32 protein-coding genes are annotated in these 26,986 nt (G+C 57.7%); 17 read left to right on the forward strand and 15 right to left on the reverse strand.

Going from position 1 to position 26,986, the window contains the following annotated elements:
- Positions 1-468: 468 nt before the first annotated feature.
- The 5 genes from BM229_RS18080 to BM229_RS13885 form a co-directional block, all read right to left on the reverse strand.
- Positions 469-783, reverse strand: a complete 315-nt coding sequence (locus tag BM229_RS18080; RefSeq protein ID WP_139226292.1) for an antitoxin Xre/MbcA/ParS toxin-binding domain-containing protein — start codon at positions 781-783, stop codon at positions 469-471.
- 397 nt (positions 784-1,180) lie between these two features.
- On the reverse strand, positions 1,181-2,188 hold the full coding sequence (locus tag BM229_RS13870; protein ID WP_244152193.1) for an AbrB family transcriptional regulator: 1,008 nt from the start codon (positions 2,186-2,188) through the stop codon (positions 1,181-1,183).
- A gap of 44 nt (positions 2,189-2,232) precedes the next feature.
- Positions 2,233-3,741 (reverse strand): tripartite tricarboxylate transporter permease, encoded by a 1,509-nt coding sequence (locus BM229_RS13875; RefSeq protein WP_093928238.1) that lies wholly within the window; start codon positions 3,739-3,741, stop codon positions 2,233-2,235.
- Between the two features lies 1 nt (position 3,742).
- The gene (locus tag BM229_RS13880; RefSeq protein ID WP_093928239.1) at positions 3,743-4,186 is read right to left on the reverse strand and encodes a tripartite tricarboxylate transporter TctB family protein; all 444 of its coding nucleotides are present in this window, start codon (positions 4,184-4,186) and stop codon (positions 3,743-3,745) included.
- An 80-nt stretch (positions 4,187-4,266) separates the two neighbouring features.
- Positions 4,267-5,256, reverse strand: coding sequence for a tripartite tricarboxylate transporter substrate binding protein (locus tag BM229_RS13885; protein ID WP_208604089.1), 990 nt, complete (start codon positions 5,254-5,256; stop codon positions 4,267-4,269).
- Between the two features lie 181 nt (positions 5,257-5,437).
- On the opposite strand from BM229_RS13885, the gene BM229_RS13890 reads away from it, so the two are divergent.
- The 8 genes from BM229_RS13890 (at position 5,438) to BM229_RS13925 (ending at position 11,188) form a co-directional block, all read left to right on the forward strand.
- Positions 5,438-6,133 (forward strand): GntR family transcriptional regulator, encoded by a 696-nt coding sequence (locus BM229_RS13890; RefSeq protein WP_093928240.1) that lies wholly within the window; start codon positions 5,438-5,440, stop codon positions 6,131-6,133.
- Positions 6,130-7,278, forward strand: a complete 1,149-nt coding sequence (locus tag BM229_RS13895) for a PrpF domain-containing protein (RefSeq protein WP_093928241.1) — start codon at positions 6,130-6,132, stop codon at positions 7,276-7,278. The genes BM229_RS13890 and BM229_RS13895 overlap by 4 nt, the downstream gene beginning before the upstream one ends.
- A gap of 38 nt (positions 7,279-7,316) precedes the next feature.
- A complete protein-coding gene (locus tag BM229_RS13900) occupies positions 7,317-8,189 on the forward strand; it encodes an isocitrate lyase/PEP mutase family protein (protein ID WP_093928242.1) in 873 nt (290 codons plus the stop codon).
- Between the two features lie 280 nt (positions 8,190-8,469).
- Positions 8,470-8,676, forward strand: coding sequence for a 30S ribosomal protein S21 (gene rpsU / locus BM229_RS13905; protein WP_067940202.1), 207 nt, complete (start codon positions 8,470-8,472; stop codon positions 8,674-8,676).
- A 354-nt stretch (positions 8,677-9,030) separates the two neighbouring features.
- Positions 9,031-9,690 (forward strand): TetR/AcrR family transcriptional regulator, encoded by a 660-nt coding sequence (locus tag BM229_RS13910; RefSeq protein ID WP_093928243.1) that lies wholly within the window; start codon positions 9,031-9,033, stop codon positions 9,688-9,690.
- Positions 9,687-10,109: an SRPBCC family protein gene (locus BM229_RS13915; RefSeq protein ID WP_093928244.1), complete on the forward strand. Its 423-nt coding sequence runs from the start codon at positions 9,687-9,689 to the stop codon at positions 10,107-10,109. The genes BM229_RS13910 and BM229_RS13915 overlap by 4 nt, the downstream gene beginning before the upstream one ends.
- A 52-nt stretch (positions 10,110-10,161) precedes the next feature.
- Positions 10,162-10,659 carry a VOC family protein gene (locus BM229_RS13920; protein WP_244152195.1) on the forward strand — a complete coding sequence of 166 codons (498 nt, stop codon included), beginning with the start codon at positions 10,162-10,164 and terminating at the stop codon, positions 10,657-10,659.
- On the forward strand, positions 10,652-11,188 hold the full coding sequence (locus tag BM229_RS13925) for a GFA family protein (RefSeq protein WP_093928246.1): 537 nt from the start codon (positions 10,652-10,654) through the stop codon (positions 11,186-11,188). Before BM229_RS13920 ends, BM229_RS13925 begins: the two co-directional genes overlap by 8 nt.
- A gap of 481 nt (positions 11,189-11,669) precedes the next feature.
- Here the strand turns inward: BM229_RS13925 and BM229_RS13930 are convergent.
- Both BM229_RS13930 and BM229_RS13935 read right to left on the reverse strand, forming a co-directional pair.
- Positions 11,670-12,427, reverse strand: a protein-coding gene (locus tag BM229_RS13930) for an IS5 family transposase (protein ID WP_093928247.1) whose coding sequence is annotated in 2 segments (ribosomal slippage) — positions 11,670-12,097 and positions 12,097-12,427 — 759 coding nt in all. Because the reading frame shifts where the segments join, the coding sequence is not laid out codon by codon here.
- Positions 12,428-12,590: 163 nt separating this feature from the next.
- Positions 12,591-13,304: a TetR/AcrR family transcriptional regulator gene (locus tag BM229_RS13935; RefSeq protein WP_244152196.1), complete on the reverse strand. Its 714-nt coding sequence runs from the start codon at positions 13,302-13,304 to the stop codon at positions 12,591-12,593.
- On the opposite strand from BM229_RS13935, the gene BM229_RS13940 reads away from it, so the two are divergent.
- From BM229_RS13940 to BM229_RS13960, 5 genes are all read left to right on the forward strand, one after another.
- A complete protein-coding gene (locus BM229_RS13940) occupies positions 13,263-13,943 on the forward strand; it encodes a cupin domain-containing protein (protein WP_093928249.1) in 681 nt (226 codons plus the stop codon). The genes BM229_RS13935 and BM229_RS13940 overlap by 42 nt on opposite strands.
- 1 nt (position 13,944) lies before the next feature.
- Positions 13,945-14,622, forward strand: coding sequence for an SDR family NAD(P)-dependent oxidoreductase (locus BM229_RS13945; protein ID WP_093928250.1), 678 nt, complete (start codon positions 13,945-13,947; stop codon positions 14,620-14,622).
- Positions 14,622-15,707 carry a flavin monoamine oxidase family protein gene (locus BM229_RS13950; protein WP_093928251.1) on the forward strand — a complete coding sequence of 362 codons (1,086 nt, stop codon included), beginning with the start codon at positions 14,622-14,624 and terminating at the stop codon, positions 15,705-15,707. Before BM229_RS13945 ends, BM229_RS13950 begins: the two co-directional genes overlap by 1 nt.
- A 100-nt stretch (positions 15,708-15,807) precedes the next feature.
- A complete protein-coding gene (locus BM229_RS13955; protein ID WP_476755913.1) occupies positions 15,808-17,010 on the forward strand; it encodes an MFS transporter in 1,203 nt (400 codons plus the stop codon).
- A gap of 62 nt (positions 17,011-17,072) precedes the next feature.
- Entirely contained in the window at positions 17,073-17,567 is a 495-nt protein-coding gene (locus BM229_RS13960; protein WP_093928253.1) for a DUF2938 family protein, read from the forward strand.
- A 340-nt stretch (positions 17,568-17,907) separates the two neighbouring features.
- Here BM229_RS13960 and BM229_RS13965 read toward each other — a convergent pair whose 3' ends face one another.
- A complete protein-coding gene (locus BM229_RS13965) occupies positions 17,908-18,291 on the reverse strand; it encodes a nuclear transport factor 2 family protein (protein ID WP_093928254.1) in 384 nt (127 codons plus the stop codon).
- A 361-nt stretch (positions 18,292-18,652) separates the two neighbouring features.
- Entirely contained in the window at positions 18,653-19,249 is a 597-nt protein-coding gene (locus BM229_RS13970; RefSeq protein WP_093928255.1) for a TetR/AcrR family transcriptional regulator, read from the reverse strand.
- A gap of 119 nt (positions 19,250-19,368) precedes the next feature.
- On the opposite strand from BM229_RS13970, the gene BM229_RS13975 reads away from it, so the two are divergent.
- The 3 genes from BM229_RS13975 to BM229_RS13985 all read left to right on the forward strand — a co-directional run bounded on the left by BM229_RS13975 (position 19,369) and on the right by BM229_RS13985 (position 21,996).
- Positions 19,369-20,394 (forward strand): aldo/keto reductase, encoded by a 1,026-nt coding sequence (locus BM229_RS13975; RefSeq protein ID WP_093928256.1) that lies wholly within the window; start codon positions 19,369-19,371, stop codon positions 20,392-20,394.
- Between the two features lie 69 nt (positions 20,395-20,463).
- Positions 20,464-21,414, forward strand: coding sequence for an SDR family oxidoreductase (locus tag BM229_RS13980; RefSeq protein WP_093928257.1), 951 nt, complete (start codon positions 20,464-20,466; stop codon positions 21,412-21,414).
- Between the two features lie 75 nt (positions 21,415-21,489).
- A complete protein-coding gene (locus BM229_RS13985; protein WP_093928258.1) occupies positions 21,490-21,996 on the forward strand; it encodes a hypothetical protein in 507 nt (168 codons plus the stop codon).
- Between the two features lie 54 nt (positions 21,997-22,050).
- Here the strand turns inward: BM229_RS13985 and BM229_RS18445 are convergent, their stop codons facing one another.
- Together BM229_RS18445 and BM229_RS18410 are read right to left on the reverse strand one after the other, a co-directional pair.
- Positions 22,051-22,185 (reverse strand): hypothetical protein, encoded by a 135-nt coding sequence (locus BM229_RS18445; protein WP_276326646.1) that lies wholly within the window; start codon positions 22,183-22,185, stop codon positions 22,051-22,053.
- Positions 22,182-22,361, reverse strand: coding sequence for a hypothetical protein (locus BM229_RS18410; protein ID WP_244152198.1), 180 nt, complete (start codon positions 22,359-22,361; stop codon positions 22,182-22,184). Before BM229_RS18410 ends, BM229_RS18445 begins: the two co-directional genes overlap by 4 nt.
- A gap of 210 nt (positions 22,362-22,571) precedes the next feature.
- Between BM229_RS18410 and BM229_RS13995 the strand changes: the two genes are divergently transcribed.
- On the forward strand, positions 22,572-23,033 hold the full coding sequence (locus BM229_RS13995) for a LysR substrate-binding domain-containing protein (RefSeq protein ID WP_244152199.1): 462 nt from the start codon (positions 22,572-22,574) through the stop codon (positions 23,031-23,033).
- A 130-nt stretch (positions 23,034-23,163) separates the two neighbouring features.
- Here the strand turns inward: BM229_RS13995 and BM229_RS14000 are convergent, their stop codons facing one another.
- The 4 genes from BM229_RS14000 to BM229_RS14020 form a co-directional block, all read right to left on the reverse strand.
- The gene (locus tag BM229_RS14000) at positions 23,164-23,595 is read right to left on the reverse strand and encodes a bestrophin family protein (protein ID WP_338117469.1); all 432 of its coding nucleotides are present in this window, start codon (positions 23,593-23,595) and stop codon (positions 23,164-23,166) included.
- 267 nt (positions 23,596-23,862) lie between these two features.
- On the reverse strand, positions 23,863-24,930 hold the full coding sequence (gene tcuB / locus BM229_RS14010; protein WP_093928259.1) for a tricarballylate utilization 4Fe-4S protein TcuB: 1,068 nt from the start codon (positions 24,928-24,930) through the stop codon (positions 23,863-23,865).
- The gene (tcuA, locus tag BM229_RS14015) at positions 24,920-26,305 is read right to left on the reverse strand and encodes an FAD-dependent tricarballylate dehydrogenase TcuA (RefSeq protein WP_093928260.1); all 1,386 of its coding nucleotides are present in this window, start codon (positions 26,303-26,305) and stop codon (positions 24,920-24,922) included. Before tcuA ends, tcuB begins: the two co-directional genes overlap by 11 nt.
- On the reverse strand, positions 26,302-26,982 hold the full coding sequence (locus BM229_RS14020; protein ID WP_093928261.1) for a GntR family transcriptional regulator: 681 nt from the start codon (positions 26,980-26,982) through the stop codon (positions 26,302-26,304). Before BM229_RS14020 ends, tcuA begins: the two co-directional genes overlap by 4 nt.
- Positions 26,983-26,986: the final 4 nt, after the last annotated feature.

The raw sequence follows: 26,986 nt of genomic DNA on the forward strand, positions 1-26,986 counted from the left end.
CTTAACCCGACCGGTTATTGCGGGGGCAGCAGCACGCCAGACCCCGATCGCATCGGGGGTCCAGCTTGGTTTCTCTGGCAATCTACCGCCGAAGAAAGATTGGCCTATTACCGTAAGGAATGCGCGACCAGCAGCCTGCCAATGCCCTCCAATGATGTGACGACATGCGCCCTTGAGCAGATTGAATTTCAAGCCCATTCAAATTGTGTTCAGTATTACCTGCCACCGACCAGACCTAAGGATGCAGCTGAGAAAGTACGGCGAGACAGGCAATTTGAAACCTGTAAACGGGATGTTTTGGGACAGCACGGATTATAGAAAACGATTGTGAACCTCCGCGGTGGCGATCCGTCCGATGGGTTCCAAAAATGGCGCTTTGCTCGCACGATTTGGGATAGGCTACTACAAAAGCCGACTGGTTTAGTTCTTTCTTCGGCATTCTTTGACTGAGGATTAGAGAGAGTCGTCTCAAATGAAAATGAGATCACGTTCAGCGACAGGTTCGAAAATATCGCCGTGCGTGCCGGAATCCAAATTGCCGCTGCACCATGCATCAAGGTAGCGGCGCACAGACATGAGGCCGTTGAGCCCGCCCTCCAGCATGCTTCTCAGAGGCGAGTTCCCGGCAAAATGAGGACTTTTGTGGATGCCTTTTAACCAAAGCATTCCTTGCGCCTCGTCCTCAAACAAGAAGGTAAGAGCTCTGTAGATTCCGATTTTCGCTGAAATGCGTAAAAGTGTATCAAGGGATAGGGCGATGGGCCGACGGTGGTTCGCTTTCATCAACCATCTATAATAGGTGGACCTGCTCGGGTCGCCTAGTATGACGATACGTTCCGCCACACTTAAGCCAAGTCGATCTGCGATTTTCTGAAAGACCCGGAGGCCCGGGCCGCTTGTTCTTATGCGGTCATCCCGCGATATCGTGCGAACGTTAGACGGTAGCGAACCGGCATTTCTATGGAATACTATGCTTCGCACTTCGAACCTCCTTTGATCTTCCCTAAATAAGGCCTCACGGCGCCAAGACCTTACTACGAGACCATAGTTGGGGAAATTTATAGCACATGGCCGAGGGATACTGTGGAGAGAAATTGGGTTTCTGTTTGTGAAGCGGGTTTATCTTGCCGAATTTCCTAGTCTCAAACGGTAGTATGACCTTAGTTGAACCGCCCGCGTTCTATTCGGATATCCATCGCGCGGCTGCGGGCAGGAACGCGACGATCAAAAATACACGTAAGACGTGGTGTGCTGCCACCATGGCAGGATCAATCATTAGTGCCAATGCCACAACGCCTAACTCAGGTGCGCCGCCAGGGAGGTAGGAAAGAAACAATGCAGGCGTAGCCGCGCTAGCGAAGGGGGCAATCATGACCGCCGCGGCAAGCGAGCCAGTAGCAAGGGCCACACCGACTAACGCAGCTAACCAGCCGTCTTTCAAAATTTGTTTAAGAGGATAGCCAACAAAGCGCGCGCCAACACCTGCTCCGATGACGATTTGTGCAAAGATCGAGAAGACGGGAGGGACATGCACTGTCAGAATACCAGTCGCATGCAATACGGCGGAACTAATCAAAGGGACGAGAAGCATCGCCGAAGGAAAGCCTGCTCTCTTGGCTACCGCCCAGCTAGCCACTGCAATGCCAACGAGGAGGCCGTGCTTTAGCGGGTCAAGTGCTTCAGCACCGGCAAAAGGCGACTGGTTAGCTTCTGAAAGATCAATTCCGGAAATTAGCTTGATTGCGATGGGAGCCGCCACCAGCAAGGCGATAATTCTTGCGCTATGGCACAAGACTACTCGGTTGACTTCGACCTTGTAGCTTTCTGCGAGCATTGAGACGACCGACAGTCCGCCGGGCATCGCGGCGAAAAGAGCGGTATTGCGGTCCATGTCCCCCCATCGCCGGAAGACCACATAGGCTAAGAGACAGAAAACTATTGAGAGCACGGACATAAATGCCAAGCTGATCGCCCACGTGCTTGATCGCGCAACTACGTCCGGCGTGAAGCCAGTGCCAAGCATCGTGCCAATTGCAACCATAGCGTAGCTGCGCCATGATGCCGGTAGCTTTGGATGAAACGGCGAAACCTGGGTGGCAAGCGTTGAAGCCGCAATGCTTCCTAATACCCACGGCAATGGCAAATTAAGCCACAGGAAGGCAAGTCCACCGACTGCACCAAGTAGCATTGTAGCCACGCCGCGTTGGAGGGCGGAGCTCAATATGGTTGGGCTCATGTGGCGTTCTTCTTACGCTTACCCAATGCTTTGAGTAGCGGCGCGCCACCCAACACGAGCAGCATGATGATAAAGAGGATCAAGGCAATTGGCCGCTCCAGCAGGTATCGGAAGGGCTCCCCGCCCGATATCTGTAAGGTTCTAACAAGTTCACCCTCCATCATGCGTCCGAGTAGAAGTCCTATGACGGCTGCCGCCACAGGATAGTCATTACAGCGCATGAGCCATCCAAGCCCGGCGAACGCCGCTACGGTCAAGGGACCAGCAATTGTGCCAGTGATCCCGTAACCGCCCCATGCGCACATAGCTAGAACGCTCGGCACCAAATAAGAAAGAGGCACGCGCACGACCATTCCCAGCACGCGCAGCATAAGGAGTCCGATTACCGCGAGCAGGACAACCTGTCCAATATTGCCCAAAATAATCGAATAAACGATCTCGGTTTGGTTCCGAATGAAAGACGGCCCGCCGATGATGTTATGAAACGAAAACGCAGCGAGCAACACTGCGGTGGCAGCTCCCCCGGGGATCCCGAGGGCCAAGAGAGCGGTCATAGAGCCGCCTTCAGAGCTACTATTAGCGGATTCTGCGGCGATGACGCCATCAGGCGCACCCTTGCCAAAAGCCTCGGGAGTTTTCGATGTGCGTCGCGCTTCTCCATAGGAGACAAGATTTGCCACAGATGACCCAACACCGGGAATCGCTCCAATTAGCGCCCCGATCAAGCTTCCGCGTATCAGCACACCTGGATGACGGAATGTCTCGGCGCCACCCTTAAGAATCTTCTTGATGGAGATATCACGTTGGGTCTTGTCTTGCACAAGATAGGAGCCGCTGCGTAAGCGCAGCAACTCGGATGCTGCAAAGATGCCGATCATTGCGGGAACAACCGGAATTCCGTCAAGTAGATGTGGGTTACCCACTGTCGTGCGCATGATACCCGTTGTGGACATGCCAATCTGGCTGAGAATTAGGCCAAGAAAACCCGCGATAAGGCCTTTGGGTAGGCTGCTATCGTTGAGGGTGGCGATAAGGGTCAGCCCCCAAAGCACCACGACAACCATTTCTATTGGCCCAATCTTTAAAACGAATGCAGCAAGTGGGTCTATGAGTAACAATAAAAGGACATAGCCTATAAAAGCCCCTACGACAGATGCAGCCAGCCCCAAGCCGAGCGCTTCATTGTGCTTTCCTTGACGGGCCATTGGGTAGCCATCAAATGCCGTAGCGATTGAAGACGACGAACCCGGAATGTTCATCAGGATTGCGGTCACACCGCCTCCATAGGCGCCGCCTGTAAAAATCGCGGTGAGAAATAGCATAGCTTGTAGAAAATCCATGCCAAAGGTGATGGGCAAGAAAACTGCCATTGCCATGGAAATCTGGAGCCCCGGAATCGAGCCGAAGATCAGTCCAATCAGCAATCCTGGAATGACCCACATCCATGGAGCGAAATCGGTAAACAGCAGGTCTAAAGCCTGCGAAAATGCGAGTTGATCGATCATATCAAAGCACCATCGTCAGCATTGGATAAGGAAACAATGAGCCAAACCCCTTGACTAAGAAGATGGTAAAGAGCGCCGAAAACAGTGGCGGCTTCCAAAGGCTTTTTTCGCCGCTTAATGCGATGCCACCCCAAACGAAGAGAAAAGTGGCGACGTCGAAACCCAGCTTTGTTAGCGCAAAACAGAACAAAGCGAAGCCGGAAAGCAGTAAAAGATCGCCCCATAAACCGCTTTGCTGGGAGGTTTCGGAAGAAGCATTCGCTTCTCTGATTGCCTTTGCGACCAGCACTACTAGGAGCAAAGCAATCACGGCCGCCACGGGTGCGACGACGACAAGGTTGTTCAGAGATGAGGAGGCAGAAACTGCGCTCCACGTTATAAAGGCAGAAACCGCGAAAATAAATCCAAGCAGTGCAGCGTGGGTTGCCGGAAACTTCCCTAGCATATCTCTTTCCTTCCGAAACCGAGGGTAAATGAACGCGGGGGCGATAAAGCCCCCACGAAATCGGTTACCTAGAATCTGTATTACTCATCCGCTGTGAAGCGTTTGAGAACATCGAAGTTTGACTCGATGATTTCTGTTGTGCGGTCTGGACCCAGCCACTCGGTCCCAATTTCCTGAGCCTTAAGGCTTGCTACAAAATCCTCGTCTTCTAGAACGGTTTTATATGCAGTGACCATTTTCTGGAACGCTTCGGGGTTCTGGGTTTTGAACTCAGCATGAGCAGCAAGTCCACGCATTGAGCCCGCTAGAACCGGGACGTCTTGAAGCCCTGACTCTGCCAGCACAGTGTTCAAAGTTGGAGTGTCCCAATTTTCGTCTGTGGTGTCTGACGCCAGCGCCAAGGGGCGCACAAGCTCTTGAATTGAAAGGGTGCCATCCGCCGCAAGGACTGTCATATCCACTTGACCTCCGGCGACCGCCGTTCTGGCTGCGCCGCCCGACTGGTAAGTAACAATGCTCACTGCATTCTTGTCCAGCCCGAATGCTTCCAGCGCTAGTTCAAGGTTGATAGCTCCTGTAGAGCCCGGAACTACCGAGACCCTTAGCTTGCCCGGGTTTTCTTTGGCCGCTGCCATGAAGTCAGCAAGAGTTTCATATGGCGTTTCTGCGTTGACTGCAAAGAGGTCATAATCGTTCCATTGCCCATTGATAAAGGCGAAATCGTCTAGCGAATAGTCCGCATCAAAGCGAAGGATCGCGTTGGAAATATATGGGTGGATCGATGTGGCAAGGAAGTAGCTTCCATCCGCTGGCATCTGGTTAAAATATGTGTGGCCGACATGGCCGCCACCCCCTTCTTGGTTGATGACACTAATAGATGTCCCGAGCTCTTCCTGTAGGCGTTGAGCCAGCGCGCGCGCAGTGCGGTCGGCGGAGCCACCGGGTCCAAGTGCGACTACAAAGTTGATTTTTTTCGGCGGCCAGGCGTCTTGAGCGAAGGCGGTAATTGGAATTGCTGTTGCTGCGAGCGAAAGGCTGAGTGCGGCAGCGGTAAAGGTGCGTCTCTTCATCTAGATAGTCCTCCCTAAAAATCCTAAACCGCCAAATTGTAGTTCAATGTGACGGATCGTTGTGATGTAACGTTCTGCCTACCGCTCTGTCAATACGGTGATATGAGTTGACAATACCCAGTTAAATATGGCGTATACGAAAAACTAGATCATTTTCGGCGATGATAGTGTGGAGTGCTTAATGTCTGAATTGTTGACAAAAGGGACCGAATCAAAAGGCCAAGTATCTGACCGGCTTGCCGATGCAATACGTGACGACATCTTGTCGGGACGGTTGGGGCCGGGGGAGCGGTTGGGTGAGGTCAGTCTTGCCGAACGCTTTGAAGTCAGTAGGGGGCCGGTTCGAGCAGCGCTCAGTCTCCTTAGCGAATGCGGCATTGTGACGATCGTGCCAAATAGTGGGGCGCGGGTTCGGCTGATCAGCCGGGAAGATGCGCGTGCTCTTTATGAGATGCGTGTAGCTCTTGAGGGAGAAGCTGCTGGGTTGGCAGCAAGCAGGGCGGATCAGGCTTCCGCTCAAACCTTTCGAATGCTGTTGGAGCAGCATGCAGAGGACATCGCCTCGCACCCCGAAGGGGCTTATTTACAGGGTTCCGGTGACAAGGATTTTCACATGGTCACAGCGCAGATGGCCGGCAACCCCATTATTTTGCGTTATCTCACTAGGGAGCTTTATCCGCAACTGGCACTTCTGCGCATGAAGCACCGCAATGTGGTTGGGCGAGGAGCCAAAGCCTTGCGCGAACATAAGCGCATCGCCGCAGCTATTTCAGATGGTGATCCGGAGGTCGCAAGACTGTTAATGCGACGCCATATTTTAAACAGTTGGGCTGCCCTTGAAGCGCAGCTTTCAGAAACTGAGGAGGACGCGGAATGAGCCAGCGCCGCATACCCGCTGCCTTTATTCGTGGAGGCACATCTAAGGCCATCGTGCTGAAGCGCGACGATTTGCCCGACGAGGAAGCAGAATGGCCCGAGTTGTTTGCTGCAATACTCGGCAGTCCAGATCCCCATATGCGCCAGCTCAACGGGATGGGAGGGGGCATTTCTTCGTTAAGTAAGATTTGTATCGTTGGCCCACCTACTCGGGAAGATGCGGATATAGATTATACATTTGCCCAAGTGGGCGTAGCCAATGATACCGTGGATTTTACCGGAAACTGTGGAAATATGAGTTCGGCGATGGGGCCATTTGCTTACGATGAGGGACTTGTCAGTGGTCCGCGTGATGGAGGGGCCTGCGTTCGAATTCACAATACAAATTCGGGTAAGATTATTGTGTCGAATTTTCCGGTGAAGGAAGGGCTTTCAGAGGTGGAGGGCACCTTGGAGATCCCTGGTGTATTTGGGACTGGGGCGCCAGTGGTTCTGGACTTCCTAGACCCAACTAATACATTCGGCCGCGGAACGTTGCCTAGCAATCGCGTAATGGATTGCTTCACATTGGCAGACCAACGAAAGGTCAATGTGACGATGATTGATGCGGCCGTTCCAACGGTCTTCGTCGCGGCAGCCGACGTCAACGGCAGCGCCAGTGCCCACCCCATGAAAATTGATGCTGACATGATACTGATGGCGCGCCTGGAAGAGATACGTCAGCAAGCATCCGTTGCTATGGGGCTAACTGAGGATCTTGCAGCGGCTGCGCACCGTATCGCAACGCCCAAGGTGGCTATGTTGGGTCCCAATGAGGACTACAACGATCTTTCAGGTAGCTTCCAGTCAGCGCAATCGCATGACCTACAGATCCGCATGATTTCAGCGGGTCAAGCCCACCGGGCTGTTCCTGTTACCGGGGCACTGGCCCTTGCTTGCGCTGCCGTGCTTCAGGGGTCGGTCCCATTTGTATGTGCTTCAGACGGTTTCGATCCGCTCAATCTGCGAATTGGCACGCCAAGCGGAGTGGTTACCGTCGGTGCCACGAAAGACATTGATGCGAACGCTATAAGTTCCGCCCGCATCCTGCGGACCCAGCGGCGGCTGATGGACGGGAAGGTTTATGCCCCAGTCGGCGCACTCTGAAATCCTGATCAGTAGACTTGAAGAAGTGAGACACGACAATGATGAACCATGAGATTAATCGCGCTTTTAAGCAACGTATCCTGACGGGCAAACCCGTTTTAATGCCTGGTGCGGCCAATGCGCTCGCTGCGAGAATTATCGAAGACCAAGGCTTTGAAGCTGTCTATTTGTCGGGGGCGGGGTTGACCAATACATACCTAGGTATGCCAGATTTGGGTTTCGTGGGTTTAGCCGATATCGCTCAACATACCTCAACTATTCGCGATGCCACTGAGCTCCCGATCGTTGTTGATGCTGACAACGGTTTTGGAAATGCACTTAATGTGCGCCATACCATTCGAACGCTTGAGCGAGCTGGCGCCAGTGCCGTGCAGCTCGAGGACCAAAAATCCCCCAAACGTTGTGGACATTTTTCCGGCAAGGAAGTGGTGCCGCTTGAAGAAGCGCGCGTTCGAATTCGTGCAGCTGTCGATGCACGCCAAGATGAGAATACACTGATTGTTGCCCGAACCGACGCTCGCGCCACCGACGGCTATTCAGAAGCATTGGACCGTGCCGCCGCATTTATCGAAGAAGGCGCTGACATTACTTTTGTTGAGGCACCTCAGTCGGAGGACGAGCTGAGGGGTATTCCGGCTGCTCTAAAGGGCACCCCACAGTTGGTGAACTTGGTCGTCGGTGGAAAAACACCAATCTTGCACGCCGACGATCTTGGCGAGATGGGCTTCTCTCTTGTCTTATACGCCAATGTGGCCCTGCAATCTGCAGTTTTTGGTATGCAGACGGCACTTGGGCAGCTCAAGGAACAAGGCAAGATGGATGAAAGTGGTCCGGTGGCAAGTTTCCTCGAACGTCAGCGGTTGGTCCGGAAGGATCTGTTTGATGATTTGGAGAAACGCTACTCGGTCTAAGGCGCCTATGTTGTTTGAAAGGAAGGGGAGGGCATGTCGATAGGAGTTGCGGGCGGGCCCTCTCTAGATGCCCACCTACTTGTCTGGCTCTTTCCACTCAGGGCGATGGGTGTCGCAGCCGTCTGACGCATTCTTAGTTGAGCTAGCAGTCATTTGGCTGCTTGAGTTCGCGTTCCCGGTTGTAGCCCATTCTAAGGCTGCTGGGGGAATGAAAAAGCTGGTAAAAAAGTTGGTTTGGTAGTCCAGTGTGAATCTGTCTGGCTACTATAACGAGAATTCCATGCAAGTTAGTGTTCGCGATAACAACGTCGATCAGGCCCTTCGTGTTCTGAAGAAGAAGCTTCAGGGGGAAGGTGTATTCCGGGAAATGAAACTTAAGCAACATTTTGAAAAGCCTTCCGAAAAGAAGGTGCGTCGTCAGGCCGAAGCAATACGACGCGCTCGTAAAGTTGCACGCAAAAAGCTGGAGCGTGACGGCACGCTTTAAGCTGATCTATCTCTCGAGATAGGCAGTCCGTCGGCTTTCAGCCGGCGGACGTTTCGTCTTAGTTTCCATGTGGTAAGCTTTGACTGAGACTTTTCGGACTTCCCTAGCAAAAGGGCTGCATTTTCCGTCATGCGGTTGTAAAATCGCGTTCCTGGTAAGGTTTTGGGGTATCCGCAAACCGTGTTGGTCCGCTCTGCGGGGCCTTGCTGCCCTTCGCCGCGATAGTTGAACAGTCTGCTTCGGCCAATGCCTAATATCATGTTTCAAGTGCGCAGGCCGCGACTTCTGGCGTCACCGCAGCACGCCGTTCTTGAAATTGTTGATTACATACCAACTGTATGGTATGTGTAGAGTATGCCAAGACCAACCAAACAATCCCCCGAGCGCGGCGATGCGCGCACGCGCCTTCTAAAAGCCGCACGCGACGTGATCCGGCGCAAGGGGTTCGCCGCGACCTCAGTCGATGATCTCTGCCAGTCGGCCGGTGTCACTAAGGGCGCGTTCTTCCATCACTTCAAGACGAAGGACGCGCTTGGCGTGGCGGCAGCAAATTTCTGGGCCGAGACAACCAGCGCACTCTTTGCCAGCGCGCCATACCATGAGCCGGACGATCCGCTGGACCGGGTTCTGGCCTATCTCGATTTCCGCAAAGGGATCATCGGCGGCGAGACGTTTGAATACACCTGCCTTGTCGGCACCATGACACAGGAGGTGCATGATAGCGCGCCCGCGATCCGGGATGCCTGCGCCGCCAGCATCTTCGGCCATGCCGCCACGCTGGAGGCCGACATCAAAGCGGCGTGCAAGCAGCGTAACATCGCCGCTGACTGGACTGCCGAGAGCCTTGCCCGCCACACTCAGGCGGTCCTTCAGGGTGGGTTCATCCTCGCTAAGGCCACCGGAGACCCGGACCTCGCCCGTGAAAGCGTTGATCACCTCATTCGCTATGTGCGCGGCCTGTTCGGGGTGGAACCAGATACATCTGAAGCCAGCTACAAGGAGAGATCAACATGACCAACCAGCAAATCACCGTGGAAACGACAGTTGCCGCCTCCGTTGAAGAGGTGTGGAGCGCCTACACCACCCCGGACGACATAATGCAGTGGAATTTCGCAAACGATGATTGGTGCTGCCCGCGCGCCGAAGTGGCTCTGCGCCCCGGTGGCAAGCAGGTCGCCCGTATGGAGGCGAAGGACGGAAGCATGGGTTTCGACTTCGAGGGCACTTACGAAGAGATCGAGCCGCATAAGTCACTCGTGCTGGTTCTTGACGACGGCCGTAAGTCCCGCACAACATTTACCGGAAGCGGCGGAAACACCCATGTCGTGACCACCTTCGACGCCGAGGCGCAGAACCCGATCGAGATGCAGCGCGACGGTTGGCAGGCGATCTTAAACAATTTCACTACCTACGTCGAAAGCAAGCGCGGCTGAATGTTGATGTGGCCGCCCGGCTTGAAAGCTTAACCCCCCAACCACGAGAGCAATGGAGGAATTTTGGATGGAACATGCCTCGAAAGTGCGGACCTGCTTCTGGTTTGAGAAGGGCGGACATGCTGCCGCGCAGGAATACGTAACGTTTATACCAAACAGCAAAATTGAGGCCGTGCGCGAAAACGGCCAACCGGACGACCCGATGATTGTCGAGTTCACGCTGGCAGGTGCGCCCATGATGATCTTGACCGCCGGGCCGCATCACAAGCTGACGCCCGCCGCATCTATCTCTGTGCTGACAGAGGATCAAGATGAGACGGACCGGCTCTGGGCCACGCTGACCGCGAAAGGCGGTAAAGCAGGACGGTGTGGTTGGATCGTGGACCGCTTCGGCGTGTCTTGGCAGATCGTGCCGAAGCGAATGCCGGGCCTGCTGGCCAGTGAAGATCCGGGCGCGGTGAGCCGCGTGAGCGAGGCGATGATGCAGATGGAGAAGATCGACATTGCCGCCCTCGAAGCTGCTGCCGAGAAGGAGCCAACGCATGGGTGAGGCAACACAGATCGGATGTGCCTGTGGCCAGACCCACCTCGAAGTCGAGGGGAGGCCCATTGCAAGCGTCGAATGCTGCTGCAACTCCTGCCGCGAGGCGGCGGGGAGGATGCAGGGTCTTGAGGGCGCACCCCCGACGTTGACCGATTACGGCACGACGCCCTTTGTCATGTATCGCAAGGATCGCGTGCGTTTCCTTACGGGAGCCGCCAACCTGGCCGGGTTCCGCCTGTCGCCCGAGGCCCCCAGCACGCGGGTGATCGCCACTTGTTGCAACACGCCTGTCTATCTGGAGTTTAAAGGCGGACACTGGCTGAGTCTCTACAGTGGACTCTGGCCGCCTGGCACAAAGCCTGAGCCCACGATGCGCACCATGGCCTCCGATCTCCCGGAGGGTGCCACGCTGCCAGACGACATTCCCAACGCAAAGAAGCAGAGCCTTGGCTTCTTCGCCAAGCTCTTCGGGGCCTGGGTCGCCATGGGTTTCCGCAACCCTAAGACGCCAAACACGGGAGAGATCAATATCTGACGCCCACAAGAAAACCGAAAATGAGAGTATCACGTGAATGAGCCACGTTCTAAGTAATTGATAATAAGAATAAAATATTCTGCGCAAGCTTTTCCTTTCTTGAGCAGACTATTAGTTTTTACACGTGGGTGTCTGAATCTTAAGTGATTGAAAAGAAATTAATTTTCGAATCTTAGAATCAGGGTTTATTGGGAGCTTGAGAAGCCTTCTCCTGTTTTTCCCTCTTTTGTTGTTCTGACCACCAATAAATAGCCAGCGGCCGGGCTGAAATGTCCATTTCGCAAGCAAAATAAGTCAATCGGGCGGAAACGCCCGATTTTTGCGTTTCAGGCCCCCTTATGGGCTAAATAGAGGGCCCCGCCTCTCAGAAGGGATATGGGGCGGGGTTTTGGCAAGCAAAAACAATTTTTCAGTTTTTCGTCCACCACAGCTATTCGGATATATCGCCGCAAAGCCAGACCGACCAATCTAGGATCAGGACTCATAGCCAATAGATTACGGTTGCCGCGAATGCGATGGCTGAGAGGAAGACCTTCGGGCAGCGGTCGTATCGGGTCGCCACACGTCGCCAATCCTTGAGCCTGCCGAACATGATCTCGATCCTGTTGCGTCGCTTGTATGGGCGCTTGTCGTACTTCACAGTCTTCTTGCGTTGTTTTCTACCGGGAATGCAGGCGCGTATCCCTTTGTCTTTCAATGCTTCTCTGAACCATTCGGCGTCATACCCGCGGGCCCCGAGCAACCAGTCGACATCCGGCAGGCTGCCCAACAATGCCCGTGCTCCGATGTAGTCGCTAACCTGCCCGGCCGTGACAAACAGGTTCAGGGGCCGGCCTTCGCTGTCGCAGATGGCATGCAGCTTTGTGTTCATGCCGCCCTTTGTGCGGCCAATCAGGCGTCCGCGCCCCTCTTTTTGACGCCCATGCTGGTCGCTGTTCGGTGGGCCTTCAGGTAAGTGGCGTCGATCATCACAGTCTTCTGTTCGCCGTGCTCGGCAGCCAGGCCGGCCATCATCCGGGCGAAGATGCCCTTATCGCTCCACCGCTTCCAGCGATTGTACAGCGTCTTGTGCGAGCCATAGGCTGTGGGCGCATCGCGCCAACGTAACCCATTGCGATTGGTAAAGATAATCCCGCTCAATACACGCCGGTCATCGACACGTGGTTTGCCGTGGGACGTCGGGAGGAAGGGTTCAAAGCGTGCCATCTGCGCCTCTGTTAGCCAGAAAAGGTCAGACATGTTCACCGCTCGATTTTCAAACCGTTAATCACGCCACCACGCGGAAATCAATGGGTCCTGACCCTAATCGCGTAAACTCGAAAAAGTGGACGTTCAGTGCGGCGATCGAGTTTGTCGATGCGCAAAGGCAGCTAATGGCAGCCGAGAGCGCTCCATATCGACGTCAAATCTTGGCGATACTTCGGATCGCGGCCTTGGCGATCTGGTCGAACATCGCACGATCGTCGGAGGATGAAGCAACGATCATGCCACCCTCCAGCGCCGCGACGATGAGGCAGGACGTGTCTTCGGGGTTTTGAACGCTATGGCGTTGGAACAGGTCAAGCAGCCACAGCCTGTTCATTTTGAAGAAAGCTTTTGTTTTCTGGTTAACATTCTTGGGCAGCCCGATCGCTTCTGCTCCCATAATTGCGCAAAGACAGATGGTTTCGTCCAAGACCAGCGCCTGAGAGTAAAGCGCAACGTAGCTGTCCAACGCCGTTTGCAAGCCGGTCGTGTCGATCTGTTCAAGTTGTTCTTTGAACTGGCTGGTGTAGCGATCCACCAAAGCTTCGCCCAGATCGGGTTTGGTCGGGAAGTGATAGTGAACGCTTGCGCTTTTGATGCCGACATCGCTTGCCAGGTCGCGAAAGCTCATCGCCGAGAAACCCGCACCACGGACACGCTTTTCAGCGGCATCAAGGATTTTGTCTTTCATTGTCTGCGGCATGCAAAGCTCCTGTCTATCATGTGGTAGATAGGTGTTGACAGGGGGGAGGGCAATATCTAACTGAATGCCTATCAACTGATAGGTAGCTATGTGGCGCCGCTGCGCGCTGAACCGGAAGGATGTACCATGGACCTGAACGCAAATTTTGATGAACGTGCTGTTGTACATTCGGACAGGGAGCCGTGGGTTGCATCCCCGATGAAGGGCGTGGACCGGCGGATGCTGGACCGGATCGGGGATGAGGTCGCGCGGGCGACGACCATCGTCCGCTATGCGCCGGGCAGCGCGTTTTCGGCGCACACCCATACCGGCGGCGAAGAGTTTCTGGTGCTTGAGGGCGTGTTTCAGGATGAACACGGTGACTTTCCGGTCGGCACCTACGTGCGCAACCCGCCGACCTCTGCGCACACGCCAAGCTCGGCTGCGGGGGCGACGATCTTCGTCAAGCTGTGGCAGTTCGACATGGATGACCGTCAGCAGATCACCATAGACACCACCACCCAGACCCCGCAGCCGGTGCGTGTGGGTGTTTCAGAAATTCCGCTGTTCGCGGATGCGCACGAACGGGTGCGGATTGAGCTTTGGGAGCCCAACGTGGCAGTGACGCAGGCCGGCCACAACGGGTTCGAAGCCCTTGTGGTCGAAGGAAGCTTTATCGAAGGGGATAAGGTCTTCAGGGTCAATTCCTGGCTGCGCCTACCGCCCCACACGCCGCTGAACGCTGTTTCCGGGCCTGATGGGGCGCGGGTTTGGGTCAAATCCGGCCATCTTTCGGAAACGCCAACAGCCCCGAATGTCGGGGGATAAGATGTCAGATCCACTTGCAATCATTGGCGGGGCGGGTGCCGGTCTTGGGCAGAGCTTGGTGCGCGCCTTTGCTCAGAACGGCTATAGTTCCATCGGCCTCAACCGCTCGGTTTCCAATAGGACGGCGGGCACGACACTTACCGTCGATCTGTCCGACCCTGATCAAACAGCCCAAACCGTTTCGGACCTGATCCAAACCCATGGGGCACCAAAACTGGTGGTTCACAACGCCGCGAAGCTGGTGATCGCAGGGTTTGAAGATACCACGACTGCAGATTTTGAGGCGACATGGCGTGCGATGGTGCTTTCGGCGGTCAATCTGGGCCGAAGCGTGTTGCCTGCGATGGTGGAAGGCGGCGGTGGCACCTTCATCGTCTCCGGCGCAACAGCGAGCCTGCGCGGCGGCAAGAATTTTGCGGCCTTTGCCTCGGCTAAGGCAGGGTTGCGGGCGTTGACCCAATCGCTGGCGCGTGAATATGGGCCGCAGGGTATCCACGTTGTGCATGTGGTTCTTGACGGAATTGTCGACACGGATGCCAGCCGCGCCTTGCACAGTATGAACCCTGCAAGGATGATGAAACCGGAGGATATTGCCCGCACCTATCTGGCGCTGGCGGATCAACCACGGTCCACCTGGACGCATGAGCTGGACTTCAGGCCGATGGGAGAGGCATTCTGATGCAGACCGATGTTCTGATTGTGGGCGGTGGTTTGTCGGGTCTTGCGCTTGCCGACCATCTGGCCCACCAAGGCCGCGATTTCTTGCTGGTTGAAGCGCAGGACCGCCTTGGCGGGCGCATCCTGACCAAAGAGCTTTCAGGCGGCGCGTTCGACCTCGGGCCTGCGTGGTTCTGGCCGGGCCAGCCGCGCATGGCGGCCCTCGCGGAACGCTTTCAGATCCCTGTGTTCGAGCAGTTCTCGACGGGTGACTTGGTCTATCAAGAGCAAAATGGCACCGTGCAGCGCGGGCGCGGCTATGCCTCTATGGAGGGGTCGTACCGCTTGGCCGGTGGGATCGGCTCTGTGGTGCATGCTTTGGCCAAAGGGTTGGATCCGGTGAAGATCATGACCAGCACGCGGCTGACGTCGGTCGATCACTCGGCGGGCATCATCACGGCGGAGGTTGATCAAAACGGCAGCGCACAGATCATCACGGCCAACAGGATCGCAATGGCCATGCCGCCCCGGGTGATCGCCGATACCGTTTCCTTTGAGCCCGCACTGGATGCGGGCCAAATGCAGGCATTGCAAGACACGCCGACCTGGATGGCCGGTCAGGCCAAGATCGTTGCGGTTTACGATCAGCCTCATTGGCGACATGCCGGGCTGTCCGGCGACGCCATGAGCCAGCAGGGGCCGATGGTCGAAATTCACGATGCTTCGCCAAGGCAGGGCGGTCCCTATGCGCTCTTCGGTTTTGTCGGGGTTCCTGCGGATGCGCGTGCCCAGCACAAAGATGAGATGATGCGCCTTGCGGTGACGCAGCTGACGACGATGTTCGGACCGGAAATGGCCAACCCGATGCACCTTGTTTTGCAAGACTGGGCGACCATTCCCCACATCGCGCGGCTACAGGATCGGCAGCCGGTCCGAAGCCACCCCCGCTATGGTTTGCCGACCAACCTGTGTGCCCTTTCAGCACGCGGGATGATATTTGCGTCGACCGAGACCGCACCGGAATTCGGAGGCTTTCTTGAGGGCGCATTAGAGGCGGCCGAACATGCGGCCAGCACACTGGCGCTGCACGATCCCATGCAGACCTGATCACCACCCGCCCGCATGGGTTTGGGCATTCAATAGAAGAATGAAAACACGCCGCGCCAAGCCAATCCAACGGGCATGGTGGCCATACGGATAACATATGATGACTCGGACATTACGCACGACTGAAGCCGCCGGGTTCCGGCGCAACCTTACGGTGCTGATCCTCGCCCAATCTTTGGGGGCTGCCAGCGGACCGATTGTAATCTCGCTGGGGGGATTGGTTGGTCAGGACCTTGCAACTGACCCTGCTTTGGCGACCCTTCCGGTCAGCATCTATAATCTTGGGCTTGCCCTTGGAACGGTGCCTGCCGCTTGGATCATGCGACAATACGGGCGTCGCAGCGGTTATCTTCTGGGCGCGATGATCGGCGTGTTCTCGGGATTGGTCGCCGCTGGTGCGATATCCTTTGGGGCGTTCACATTCTTCTGTTTGGGAACGTTTCTGGCGGGGCTCTATGCGTCCTATGTACAGTCCTACCGTTTCGCAGCTGCCGACGGGCGCGAAGGAGCAGACAGGGGGCGGGCCATTTCATGGGTCATGGTCGGCGGCCTGGTCGCTGCCATTATCGGCCCGCAACTGGTCATTGCCACGCGCGACGCTGTGCCGGGCGTGCCCTTTGCGGGCAGTTTCCTGAGCCAAGCGGCGCTGGCGCTCATCGCGTTTTTTGTTCTGACCCGGTTAAGGGGACGCCAACCTGCAGCCACAGCCGAAACGCTGTCCGATGATGGGGGGCGCACAGTGTTCCAACTTCTGGCTTCGCCGAAATACATGCTTGGGGTCGCCGCTGGCGTGGTGTCTTACGGGCTTATGTCATTCGTCATGACGGCCGCACCGCTGGCGATGGTCGGATGCGGGCATTCGATTGACCACGCGGCGTGGGGTATTCAGTGGCATGTGCTGGCGATGTTCGCGCCAAGCCTTGTGACGGGCAAGCTGATCGCCCGGTTCGGCAAGGAAAAGGTCACCGCCGCTGGCCTGATCATCATCGGCATTTCAGGTGCTGTTGCGTTGACCGGTCTGGATCTGAGGCATTTCTTCATTTCTCTCATCCTTCTTGGGATTGGATGGAACTTTGGCTTCATCGGGGCCACTGCGATGGTGGCCGCTGCGCATACAGAGGCCGAGCGCGGGCGTGCCCAAGGGCTGAATGATTTCGCCGTTTTCGGCACAGTCGCGGCGCTTTCGTTCTTTTCCGGCGCGTTGATGCAGGCGTCGGGATGGCATCTTATCAATCTCTTGATGTTTCCCTTCATCGCCGTCGTGCTTGCGCCATTGGTCTGGCAAGCGGCGCGACGTTTGTAAGTGCCGCGCCGAAAGGCCTCTGAGATTAGCAAAAGAATGCAAACCAAAAGGACAAACTCAACATGCCTAATTTACAAACTCTCATAACAGCGACCCTTGTAGGGATCGGCGGCACGTTGATTTTCGACGCGGTTATGGCCCTTATGGCTCGGTTTTTAGGATACACGGCCACGAATTGGCGCATGGTCGGGCGCTGGATGGGTCATATGCCCAATGGGCAATTCATTCAGCGCAGTTTGAAAGACGCCAAACCGATCCCTGGCGAAAACATACTGGGCTGGTCGTTCCACTACGCCATCGGCATCGGCTATGGACTACTCTTGGCTTTGATCTGGGGCGCGGATTGGTTTGCTGATCCCCAGCTTGCGCAGCCCATGAGCCTTTCTATTGCTTTGCTTGTCTTGCCGTATTTTATCATGATGCCGGGCATGGGGCTGGGTATCGCAGCGTCGCGGGCGCCTTCTCCGAATGTTGCCCGGTTGAAAAGCGTTTTCGGCCATTCGGTTTTTGGCCTTGGCCTGTTTCTTGCGGCGTTGGTGTTGGAAATCGTTTCCTGAACTACGCAATTTCTTTCTTGGTGTGCAATACAGCCGTGAGTGGCCTGACAAAGTAGAACCTTAAAGGCGGCTGTCATATGACGATCTCCTTCAGGGCCAGCGCGCGCACAGTCTGAAGGAGAGGTGATGGGTCATCGCGGCACCACGCCAGTGCGAGGGACAAATAGGGAGCCGGGCCTTCGAGATCGACAATACGCATGTCAGCGTTGATCGCGCTATCGATGCGACTGGTCACAAAGCTCACTCCCAAGCCTGCATCGACAAATTTCGAATAGCTTTGACCTTAGGTACATCTCCTGACCGTTAGTTGCTGCACCGTGCTCGAACGGCATCCATTGCTTCAAAACATGCCATTGTCGTTCTTACTATGCACAGGCATTTCCTGAAGCACGTCCCAATGCTCGACGATCTTCCCTTCCTTATCGAGACGGAAAATGTCCATGCCTGCATAATCGGGGCCGTTGGGCCATAGCTGATGGCAATGCAGGATCACATGATCGCCGTCCACGAATGACCGCTTGACCTCGACATGTTTGCCCGGATGTTCGCGTGCCATCCGCTCGAAATAGGCAACGAAGGCCGCCTTGCCGTCCGCCACATGGGGATTGTGCTGAATGTAATGCGCTCCGGCGTAGCGCGCGATGGCGTCTGCGGGGCGGCAATCATTGAACATCATTTCGTAGAAAGCGATGACGTTGGCCTTGTCGGTCTCTGGATCACGCATGGTCTTCCTTTCTGAATCTGTCGTTATCATGGGGCATGTCTGCGGGGATTTCTGAGAGAGTATCACGATGCTCCACTATCTTTCCATCTTCGACGCGGAGGCGGTCTCCGTCGAGGTGCGTTCAAGCTCTGTCAACTGTTGTTGGGGCACCCTTGCCGAGATGGGTCCAACGGAAAACGGGATTATTCGGGCGGCGTGATAGGTTTTTCCGGTCAGGCCATCTCAAGCGACATCAGGTCTGCTGTTGATGACGCTCCGCACTGGCCCGCGCAAGATCGGCGATCGCCTTGTAGGTGGATACGTCGGAACTGCGCCGATAGATGCAATAGAGGGGAAGCGGAGGCAGCTGCACATCTACCCCTCAGTCTTTCTCGCCGTAATGCGCGAGGAACATGTCCAGGCAATCGGCGATCACCGCCTCTGCGTCGACATCGGCCTTTTCGCCCAAAAGGAACTCCGGCCACATCAGGAAATGCTTGATCATCGACAGGAGCTGCCCGGCGGCAAAGCCCGGTTCGGCCCGCCGCAGCGCGCCGGCCTGCATGGCTTCGGCGATCAGCGCCTGTATCGGGCCGTCCTGCATCGCGGCTTTGGCAAAAAAGGCCTGGGCGAGATCCTGATCGCGCAACAGCTCTGACATCACCAGCCGGTTGAGGCCCATGTATTCTGCGCCCGAGAGGTGGCCTATGTAGTCCCGCGCCGCCGCGGTCAGCTGTTCTCGCAGTGGGGCCTGAGGGTCGTAGCGCAGCTTCGGCGTGGCGGCGATCTGCTCGAGCAGGATGTCAGTGATAGCTTGGAACAGCACCTCCTTGCTCTCGAAATGTTTGTAGAGCGTGCGCTTCGAAACCTCGGCCAATTCGGCGATTCTATTCACCCGCGCCGCCGGAAACCCCTGTTCGCGGAACTCTTGGATTGCGGCGTCCAGGATATCTTTTCGTTTCTTTTCAGTCAGTTTCATCGGATATACCCTGTTCGGCCGAAAAAATGTAAACACGGTGGTTTACCAAATGCGTCCTCCTCACTAAGTAAACATCGCAGTTTACAAACGCAAGCGCCGCGGCGCGAAAGGACATCACGATGAAATACAAGCAGCTTGGACATTCCGGTCTCTATGTTTCCGAACTGACGCTGGGCACCATGACCTTCGACAACGAAGACGGCAGCTATGCCGATCTGGTGGGCGCCACCGGTCAGGAGCTGGCAACACGCATGGTCGATCTGGCCATCGAGGCGGGCGTTAACATCTTCGACACCGCCAATGTCTACAGCTCGGGCGTCTCGGAAGAGATGCTTGGCGTGGCGCTTGGGGCGCGCCGTCAGGACACCCTCATCGCCACCAAGCTCTACAACACTATGTCCACCGGCCCGAACGATCTGGGTACCAGCCGGCTGGCCATCATGCGTGAGGTCGAGGGCAGCCTGAAACGGCTGGGCACCGATTACATCGACCTCCACCAGGTGCATAACTTCGACATCACCACGCCGCTGGAAGAGACGCTGCGCGCGCTCGATGACCTCGTGCGGCAGGGCAAGGTGCGCTACATCGGTCTGTCGAACTTCGCCGGTTGGCAGATTGCCAAGGCGGACGGCGTGGCGCGGCTTCTGGGCACCGAGCGCTTCGTCTCGGCGCAGTCCTACTACAGCCTCGTCGGCCGCGAGCTTGAGCGCGAGATCCTCCCCGCCGTGCGCGACCTCGGTCTCGGCACCTTTATCTGGAGCCCGCTGGCCAGCGGTTTCCTGAGCGGCAAATACACCCGCGAGGCAGAAGGCTCCGGCCGCCGCGCCACCTTTGATTTCCCGCCGGTTGCCAAGGAGCAGGGGTTCGACATTGTCGAGACGCTGGCGCAGATCGCCGAGGAAAAGGATGCCTCGGTGGCGCAGATCGCCCTGGCTTGGCTGCTGCACAAGCCCGGCGTCACCAGCGTAATCGTCGGCGCCCGCAAGGAGGCGCAGTTGGTCGACAACCTGAAAGCCGCCGACATCAGCTTGAGCGATGCAGAGATGGCGCAGCTCGACGACGTCAGCGCGCTCAAGCCCGAATACCCCGGCTACCTGCCGGTCTGGCGGCGCGGAGACACGCTGTTCAGCCAGCTTCACGACTGAAGCCAAAATATGGCGCCCAGATCATGTCCGGGCGCGCCCCTCCATAGACGCATACCAAGGATCATACAGATGGCTGACACGACCTTCGGACCAAAGGGCTGGACGCCCGAACGCCTCGGCACCCTTGCCGGCAAGACCTATGTCATCACCGGCGCCAATGCCGGCGCGGGCTTTCAGGCCGCGCGCATCCTGCTCGGCAAGGGCGCGGAAGTGGTGATGCTGAACCGCAGCGCCGAGAAATCCACCGCTGCCGTTAGCGAACTGAAGCAGGAGTTCGGCACCGCCGCGCCCGTGCGCTTTGTCCGCATGGACCTGGCCGAACAGGCCTCGGTCCGCAAGGCCGCCGAAGAGGTTCTGAAGACCACCCCGCGCATCGATGCGCTGATCTGCAACGCCGCCATCGCGCAGGTGCCGACCCGCCAGTTGACCCCCGACGGTTTCGAGAGCCAGTTGGGCACCAACCACTACGGCCACTTCACGCTCTGCGGGATGCTGTTCGACTGCATCGAGCAGTCGCAGGGGCGGATCGTTGTCGTTGCCAGCCTCGGCTACAACATGGGGCTGAAGACCATCCGCTTCGACGACATGAACTGGAACGCGGGCTACGGCGCGAACACCGCCTATTCGCAGAGCAAGCTGGCGCAGATGATGTTTGCCTACGAGCTTCAGGACCGGGCAGAGGCCGCCGGCCGCAACGTCGAAGTCTATGTCTGCCACCCCGGCTCGTCGGCGACCTCGTTGATCTCGACCAGCGGCAGCCGGACCATGCGCGCCATCTGGTGGCTGATGACCAAGACGCCGATGGTCCAGACCGCCGAACAGGGGGCCTATCCGGAGGTCATGTGCGCTACCGAAGAGGCGCTGACCGAGCAGCGCGCGCTCTATGGCCCGACCGGCACCCGCGAGTTCGTCGGCCCGGTGGGCAAGGGCACGCTGAACGCGCATGCCTACGACAAAGCGGTCATGGCCCGGCTCTGGGAGCGGTCCGAGCAGGACACCGGATTTACCTGGACGCTCTGAGCCCATCGACAGTTCGGGGCGTCTCCGGGATCACCGGACCCCTCGCCTTCAACCCTCTGATCGAAAGGTCATCCCATGGACATCGTGAAAGCCGCCAGCGACTGGGCACGGTTCGAAATGCACTCCGGCGCGGTCTTCGCCGCCTTCGGGCTGGCCTTCCTGCTCGCCGGCCTGGGGTTCCGGCAGTGGGGCGGCACCGATTTCTCCCGCGCCTTACTTGTCCCGATGCTGGTGGCGGGTGTGTTGCTGCTGATTCTGGGCGTCGGCTTGGGCTTGCTGGGGCAGAGCCGTCTGGCAGCGGTGCCTGCGACTTATGCCAGTGATGCCACCGCGTTCCTGACCGCCGAGCTTGCCCGCACCGACAAGGTGCTGAACGACTATCGCATCCTGGCCTTTCGCCTGTTCCCGGCGATCATTGCCCTCTGCGCCTTGGCGATCCCCTTCCTCGACGGGCCCTATTGGCGCGCGAGCCTGATCACTGCTATCGCCTTGTTCACGGTTCTTATCCTCATTGACAGCAACGCCAACGCCCGACTTCAGGATTACAGGCAGCAGCTGTCGATGGCAGAAGCATCAACGTGATCACTGGCGACCGGGCTGGAGTGTAAGGAGTGCCCCAGCAGGGCACAGATCTTCTCAGCTAAGCTGCGCAATACGGAACGGCAGCATGCCGGTCAGCGTATCGGCGGACAACGCATGACCAAACGTATTCTCATCTTTGGCGCGACCGGCACCGTGGGGTCGGGTGCCCTTTTCGAATGCCTGGATCATCCGGAAATCACGGAAGTGATCGGCGCGCCATTCAAATCAGAGATTTGGCCGTTCAATTCGTCCCGCGTCAGAAAAGCGGCATAGGCATGGGCTAGTTCGGAGCGGGTCGTGTACCCGCATTTACCGTCTCCCGCGCTGTTGGCGATCTCGGCCTCGGTCTGGCGGTTGCTCTGCACAACCGACGAGAAGCGGTCCCATCTTCGGGGCCCTGAATGCTGGTGTAGACGATCTTGCGAACGCCAGCGGCCTTGGCCGCCTCGATCACATTGCGGTGCTGGCCGATGCGGTCTTCGGGCGAGGCCGATGACCGAGGCGTGATCTGTTCGCTCAATGAGTTTGCGGGCGATTTCCTGACCGAGTTGTCCTGAAGCGGCGGTAGCTTCGATGTGAATATCCGCGCGGGCTGGCTCGACGACAGTGCGATGATGTCGCGCAAGCTGGGTGAAAGCGCGCGCGCCTTGGTGGTCGGCAGCGACTATGCCGCAACGCGCCCGGCCCCCGAACATCCTTGCGATCTGGAAGACTGGGACTGGGTGCGCTACCGACATCGCTCAGACTATACCCGCCTTAGCGGCCCCGGTGGGGAAGAGGCGAAAGTTCTGGGCCAAGCCCGGCTGGAAGTGGACAGCGTGGATGCCCTCTACCATTTCGCCTGCAAGAACCTTGGCGCCACGGTTCTGCCCGAGCATCTCGCCGCCCGGGGGGAGGCGGAGGGCAAATTGAGCCGCCTGTTCCCCGATTGGCGGCTGAAACCGTTGGGAATTTTTGCCGTCTGGCCAGACACCTCGCGGCGCGAGAACCTCACGCTTCTGTTCGTTCGGTTTTTGGCAAAAGAGCTCCATCAATAGGACGGTGCCTATTGGGCCATTTGGTTCCGCATGAAGGGGGCATCTGCCACGTCGCCTTAGATTCCCTCATGGTGCGGCCAAATGAGCCTTTCGCTGAACGAAGCCCCGCCGAAAGCCGCATTCCAGCGGCTCAAGTCAGCACATAGTTTTCCGAGGTTCTCATCGCGGGCGCCTCTTGGCCCAAGGCTTCACAGGCTGAAATCTTGATCACACGACACATCGCGTCGAGGGACAGGCCGTTCTGGACGTGGCGAAACGGATGTGCCAATTCGTTGGTGACGGCTTGCAGGCCAAAGAATACACAGGCGACCACCGCCGCGAAGACCGGGGCGAACCAGCTCGTCGCCTCGATAAGTGCGAAGGGCAGTAGCCAGCAATAGAGGTATATCGTGCGGCGCACCATGAGCGAGTAGATGAACGGGAGAGGCGTCGTCGCCATGCGTTCGCACCCGGCTCGCGATCGCGCCAGTGAGGAGAGCGTGTTGGAAATGGTCATCTGCCCAGAGCCATTGATGGCCCCAATGCGCCCTGATCCGGTCAGCCATCCCTCTGAGGGCCGCATCTGCTGGGGCGGGGCAGGAAATCTCGACGCGTCCGTTCCAGTTGGTCACGGGCTCGCTCCGAGCTGCCTGACTATGTCGAGCGCTATAGGAACGGCGAATTCAAGCTGAATGATTTCATCACCCACACCATGGGGCTGGAAGAGATCGATCAGGCTTTCAAACTCATGCATGACGGGAAGAGCATCGGCTCGGTGAATGAGCGCCTCCCGGTCGCGCCGTCTGTCGGCGCGGCCGGGGCGATCTGAAAGCGTTGCTGGAGCACAGCGTCAGACCGTCTCGTGCCGCTGCGCATCCCTGACCAGTGCGGCCATTCGGTAGAACCCATGGGCCATCTTGGTGAAAGGCGTGAGCAGGAAAAATGCAAGCACCGCGCCAAGGTGGATGACCAAAAGCCCCGGCATCCAGCCGGTGCCCCCTGCCGCATAGAGCAGCAGCCCTGATAGCCCGACAAACCCCAGCAATCCGGTAAAGGCTATTTCGCCGCCAAAGGCATTAGTCGCGCCGAGTGATTTGTCCGAGCGCAACTTCAGCCAGACCATCTTGCTACAGCCCAATACCAATAGAATGCCACCCGAGAGCCCAAGAATCTTTGGTGCCGAAAACAGCCCATAAGGGGCGGGCATATCCAGCAGATAGTGCATCAGGGTTCCCACGCTGGTCGAAGCGAAACACAGTAGAAAGCCATACATGATTGCCTGATGCGCATAGCGGCGGGCGTGCGTGAAGCGGTCTTCGTCTTCAAAGTTGCAGCCGTCGCCGTGGCCGCCCTTGAGGTTGCGCATGTTCGCGACAGAGGCGATGGCCCCGCGCAGATGCGACAGGCGCACCGGGGCGCCGCCCACGGTTTGCCAGTAGCGTCGCAGCCCGATGGCGATACTGAACAGCGGAAAAAGAAAGGCGGGCAGAAAGATCGCCACCATCGCATTGTGGGATAGCACCGCATAGAAGCCTTCGCCTCCTGCAGCGGCCAGCGCACGGGCAGCCCAGAACAGCAATGCAAAGCCCAAGACAGTGGCGAGCACGATGGCGAGGCCGTTTTTCTGGAAGGCTTTCCCGGCGGCACGTGGAAAGGCGAACTCTTCCCAACTGTCTTGGCGCACATCGGCCAAAGCTTGCGGCAGGTTCAGTTCAAACTCATGCGGGGCGGTGTATTGGCAGGCATAATAGCAGCCCCGGCAGTTGTGACAGAGGTTCGCCAGTTGCGTCAGATCCCCGTCAGAAAAGGCGCGTTCGGCTTGCAGGGCAGGGAACACTGAACAGTACCCCTCGCAATAGCGGCAGGCGTTGCAGATTTCGGCCTGACGGCGGGCCTCTTGGAGTAGATCAATTTGCATGGGCTGCGGCCTCCTTGCCTGCGATACGTCCGAAAACGGTGCCGATGGTCATGCCGAAACCGGCGAGATACCCTTGGCCCAGGATCGACCCGGCCATGGTTTCGCCCGCCGCCCAGAGATTGCTGACAAGGCGGTCGTCGATGGAGCATTGCGCGTTTTCATCCACCTTCAGCCCGAGATAGGTAAAGGTAACGCCAGTGCGCAGCGAATAGCCGTAGAACGGCGGCTCGGTGATCGGTCGCGCCCAATTGGTCTTGGGTGGGGTGAGGCCGGAGGTCGCCACGCCATCAAGCTCGGTGGGGTGAAAGCCGCTTTGATCGCCGCAGGCTTCGTTGAATTCGGCCACGGTCTGCGCCAGCGCATCACCGGGCAGGCCCATCTTATCCGCCAGTTCCGCCAGCGTGTCGGCTTTGATCGGGGGGAAGACCGAAGGCATGAACAGGTTCAGCGATTTCGCGTCGATGATGACATAGCCGACCTGATCGGGCTGGGCGGCCACCAGTCGGCCCCAAATGGCGTAGCGTTTGGGCCAGACATCCTCGCCCTCATCATAGAACCGCTGTGCGTCCTTGTTGACGACGATGGAGAAGGGCACGCAATCCAGCCGTGTGACGATCCCGCCATCGAATTTCGGTGCCCGCCCGTCAATGGCGACGGCGTGACATTGGGTCGGATCGCCAACCTGTGCGATGCCTTGATCCAGAAGGTCGGCCAGAACCACGCCGCGGTTATAGGGCGTGCCGCGGATCAGGAAATTCTTTGCCGCTGGCCCCCATGCCCGCGCCAGCCAGTCGGTGTCGGCCTGAAAGCCACCAGAGGCCACGACGACGGATTTGGGCGAGAGGCTCTTGGCGGCCCCCTCGTGGGTATAGTCCACCCGCGTCACCCGGTCGCCGTCCAACTCCAGATGAGTGACGGCAGCTTCATAGAGCACATCCACGCCCAGCCCTTCGGCGGTGCGGTAATAGGCGTTCACGAGGCTCTTGCCACCGCCGCGAAAGAAGGCGTTGGTGCGGGCAAGTGACAGGGTGCCCGACAGCGAGGGCTGAAACCGCACACCATGTTCTTCCATCCAAGGCAGGCATTCCTCGGAAGAGCGGATGGCGAGGCGTGCGAGATGCTCATCCGTCTTGCCACCTGTCACCTTCATCAGATCGGCGAGGTATTCCTCTTCGGTGTAGCTTTCGACCAATGGGCCCAAAGGGCCATGGTGCATGCAGCGGAAGTTGCGGGTGTGGCGCGAATTGCCGCCCCGGTAGGGTATTGGCGCGGTCTCAAGGATCAGCACGCGGGCGCCGTTTTCGGCGGCGGTGATCGCGGCACAAAGCGCCGCATTGCCGCCGCCGATCACGACGATATCGTAGGTTTCAGTCACAGCAGGTCTCCGTCATAGGTCTCATCGCGCGTGGGCTGCGCGCGCAGGGCGCGAACCCGGACCCGTTGGGCCGCTTCGATATGCGCGCGCATCGCCGCTTCGGCGAGGGCGGCATCACGGGCCTTGATCGCATCCAGAACGCCAAAATGTTCCTCCACCGCTTTCTCGGCACGGTCAGGATCGGTGAGCGTCGTCGGGCCGAGGATCATCAGCGTCTTTTGCAGCGTATGAATCGACCGGGTCAGAAAACGGTTCTTCGCGGCGTCCAGAAGGGCGGCGTGGAACTGGCGGTTGAGGGTGAAGGCTTCGGGCACATTGCCCAGGGTGGCAAGCTGCTGGTTCATGTCTTGCAACTCTTCAATCTCGATGTCCGAGGCGGCGCGGGCGGCCAGCCGCGCGGCGGTGCCCTCCAACACGGCGCGCATCTCGTAGAGTTCCATCACCTCGGCGTAGTCCAGCGTGCGGATGCTTGCCCCTTGGCGGGGAATGTGGGCAACGACGCCGTCGGCCTCTAACTGACGGATCGCTTCGCGCACGGGGGTGCGGGAGACGCCCAGGCGGTCGGCCAATTCGGTCTCACGCAGCCTATCGCCGGGGTTCAGCCGACCGGCGCGAAGTTCATCCATCAACTGATTGTAGGCAGAGTTGCCCTGCGGTGTGCGGTCTTCTTCGCTCATGGAA

Origin of the sequence: Sulfitobacter dubius, assembly GCF_900113435.1 — a bacterium.
GTDB classification, from domain to species: domain Bacteria; phylum Pseudomonadota; class Alphaproteobacteria; order Rhodobacterales; family Rhodobacteraceae; genus Sulfitobacter; species Sulfitobacter dubius.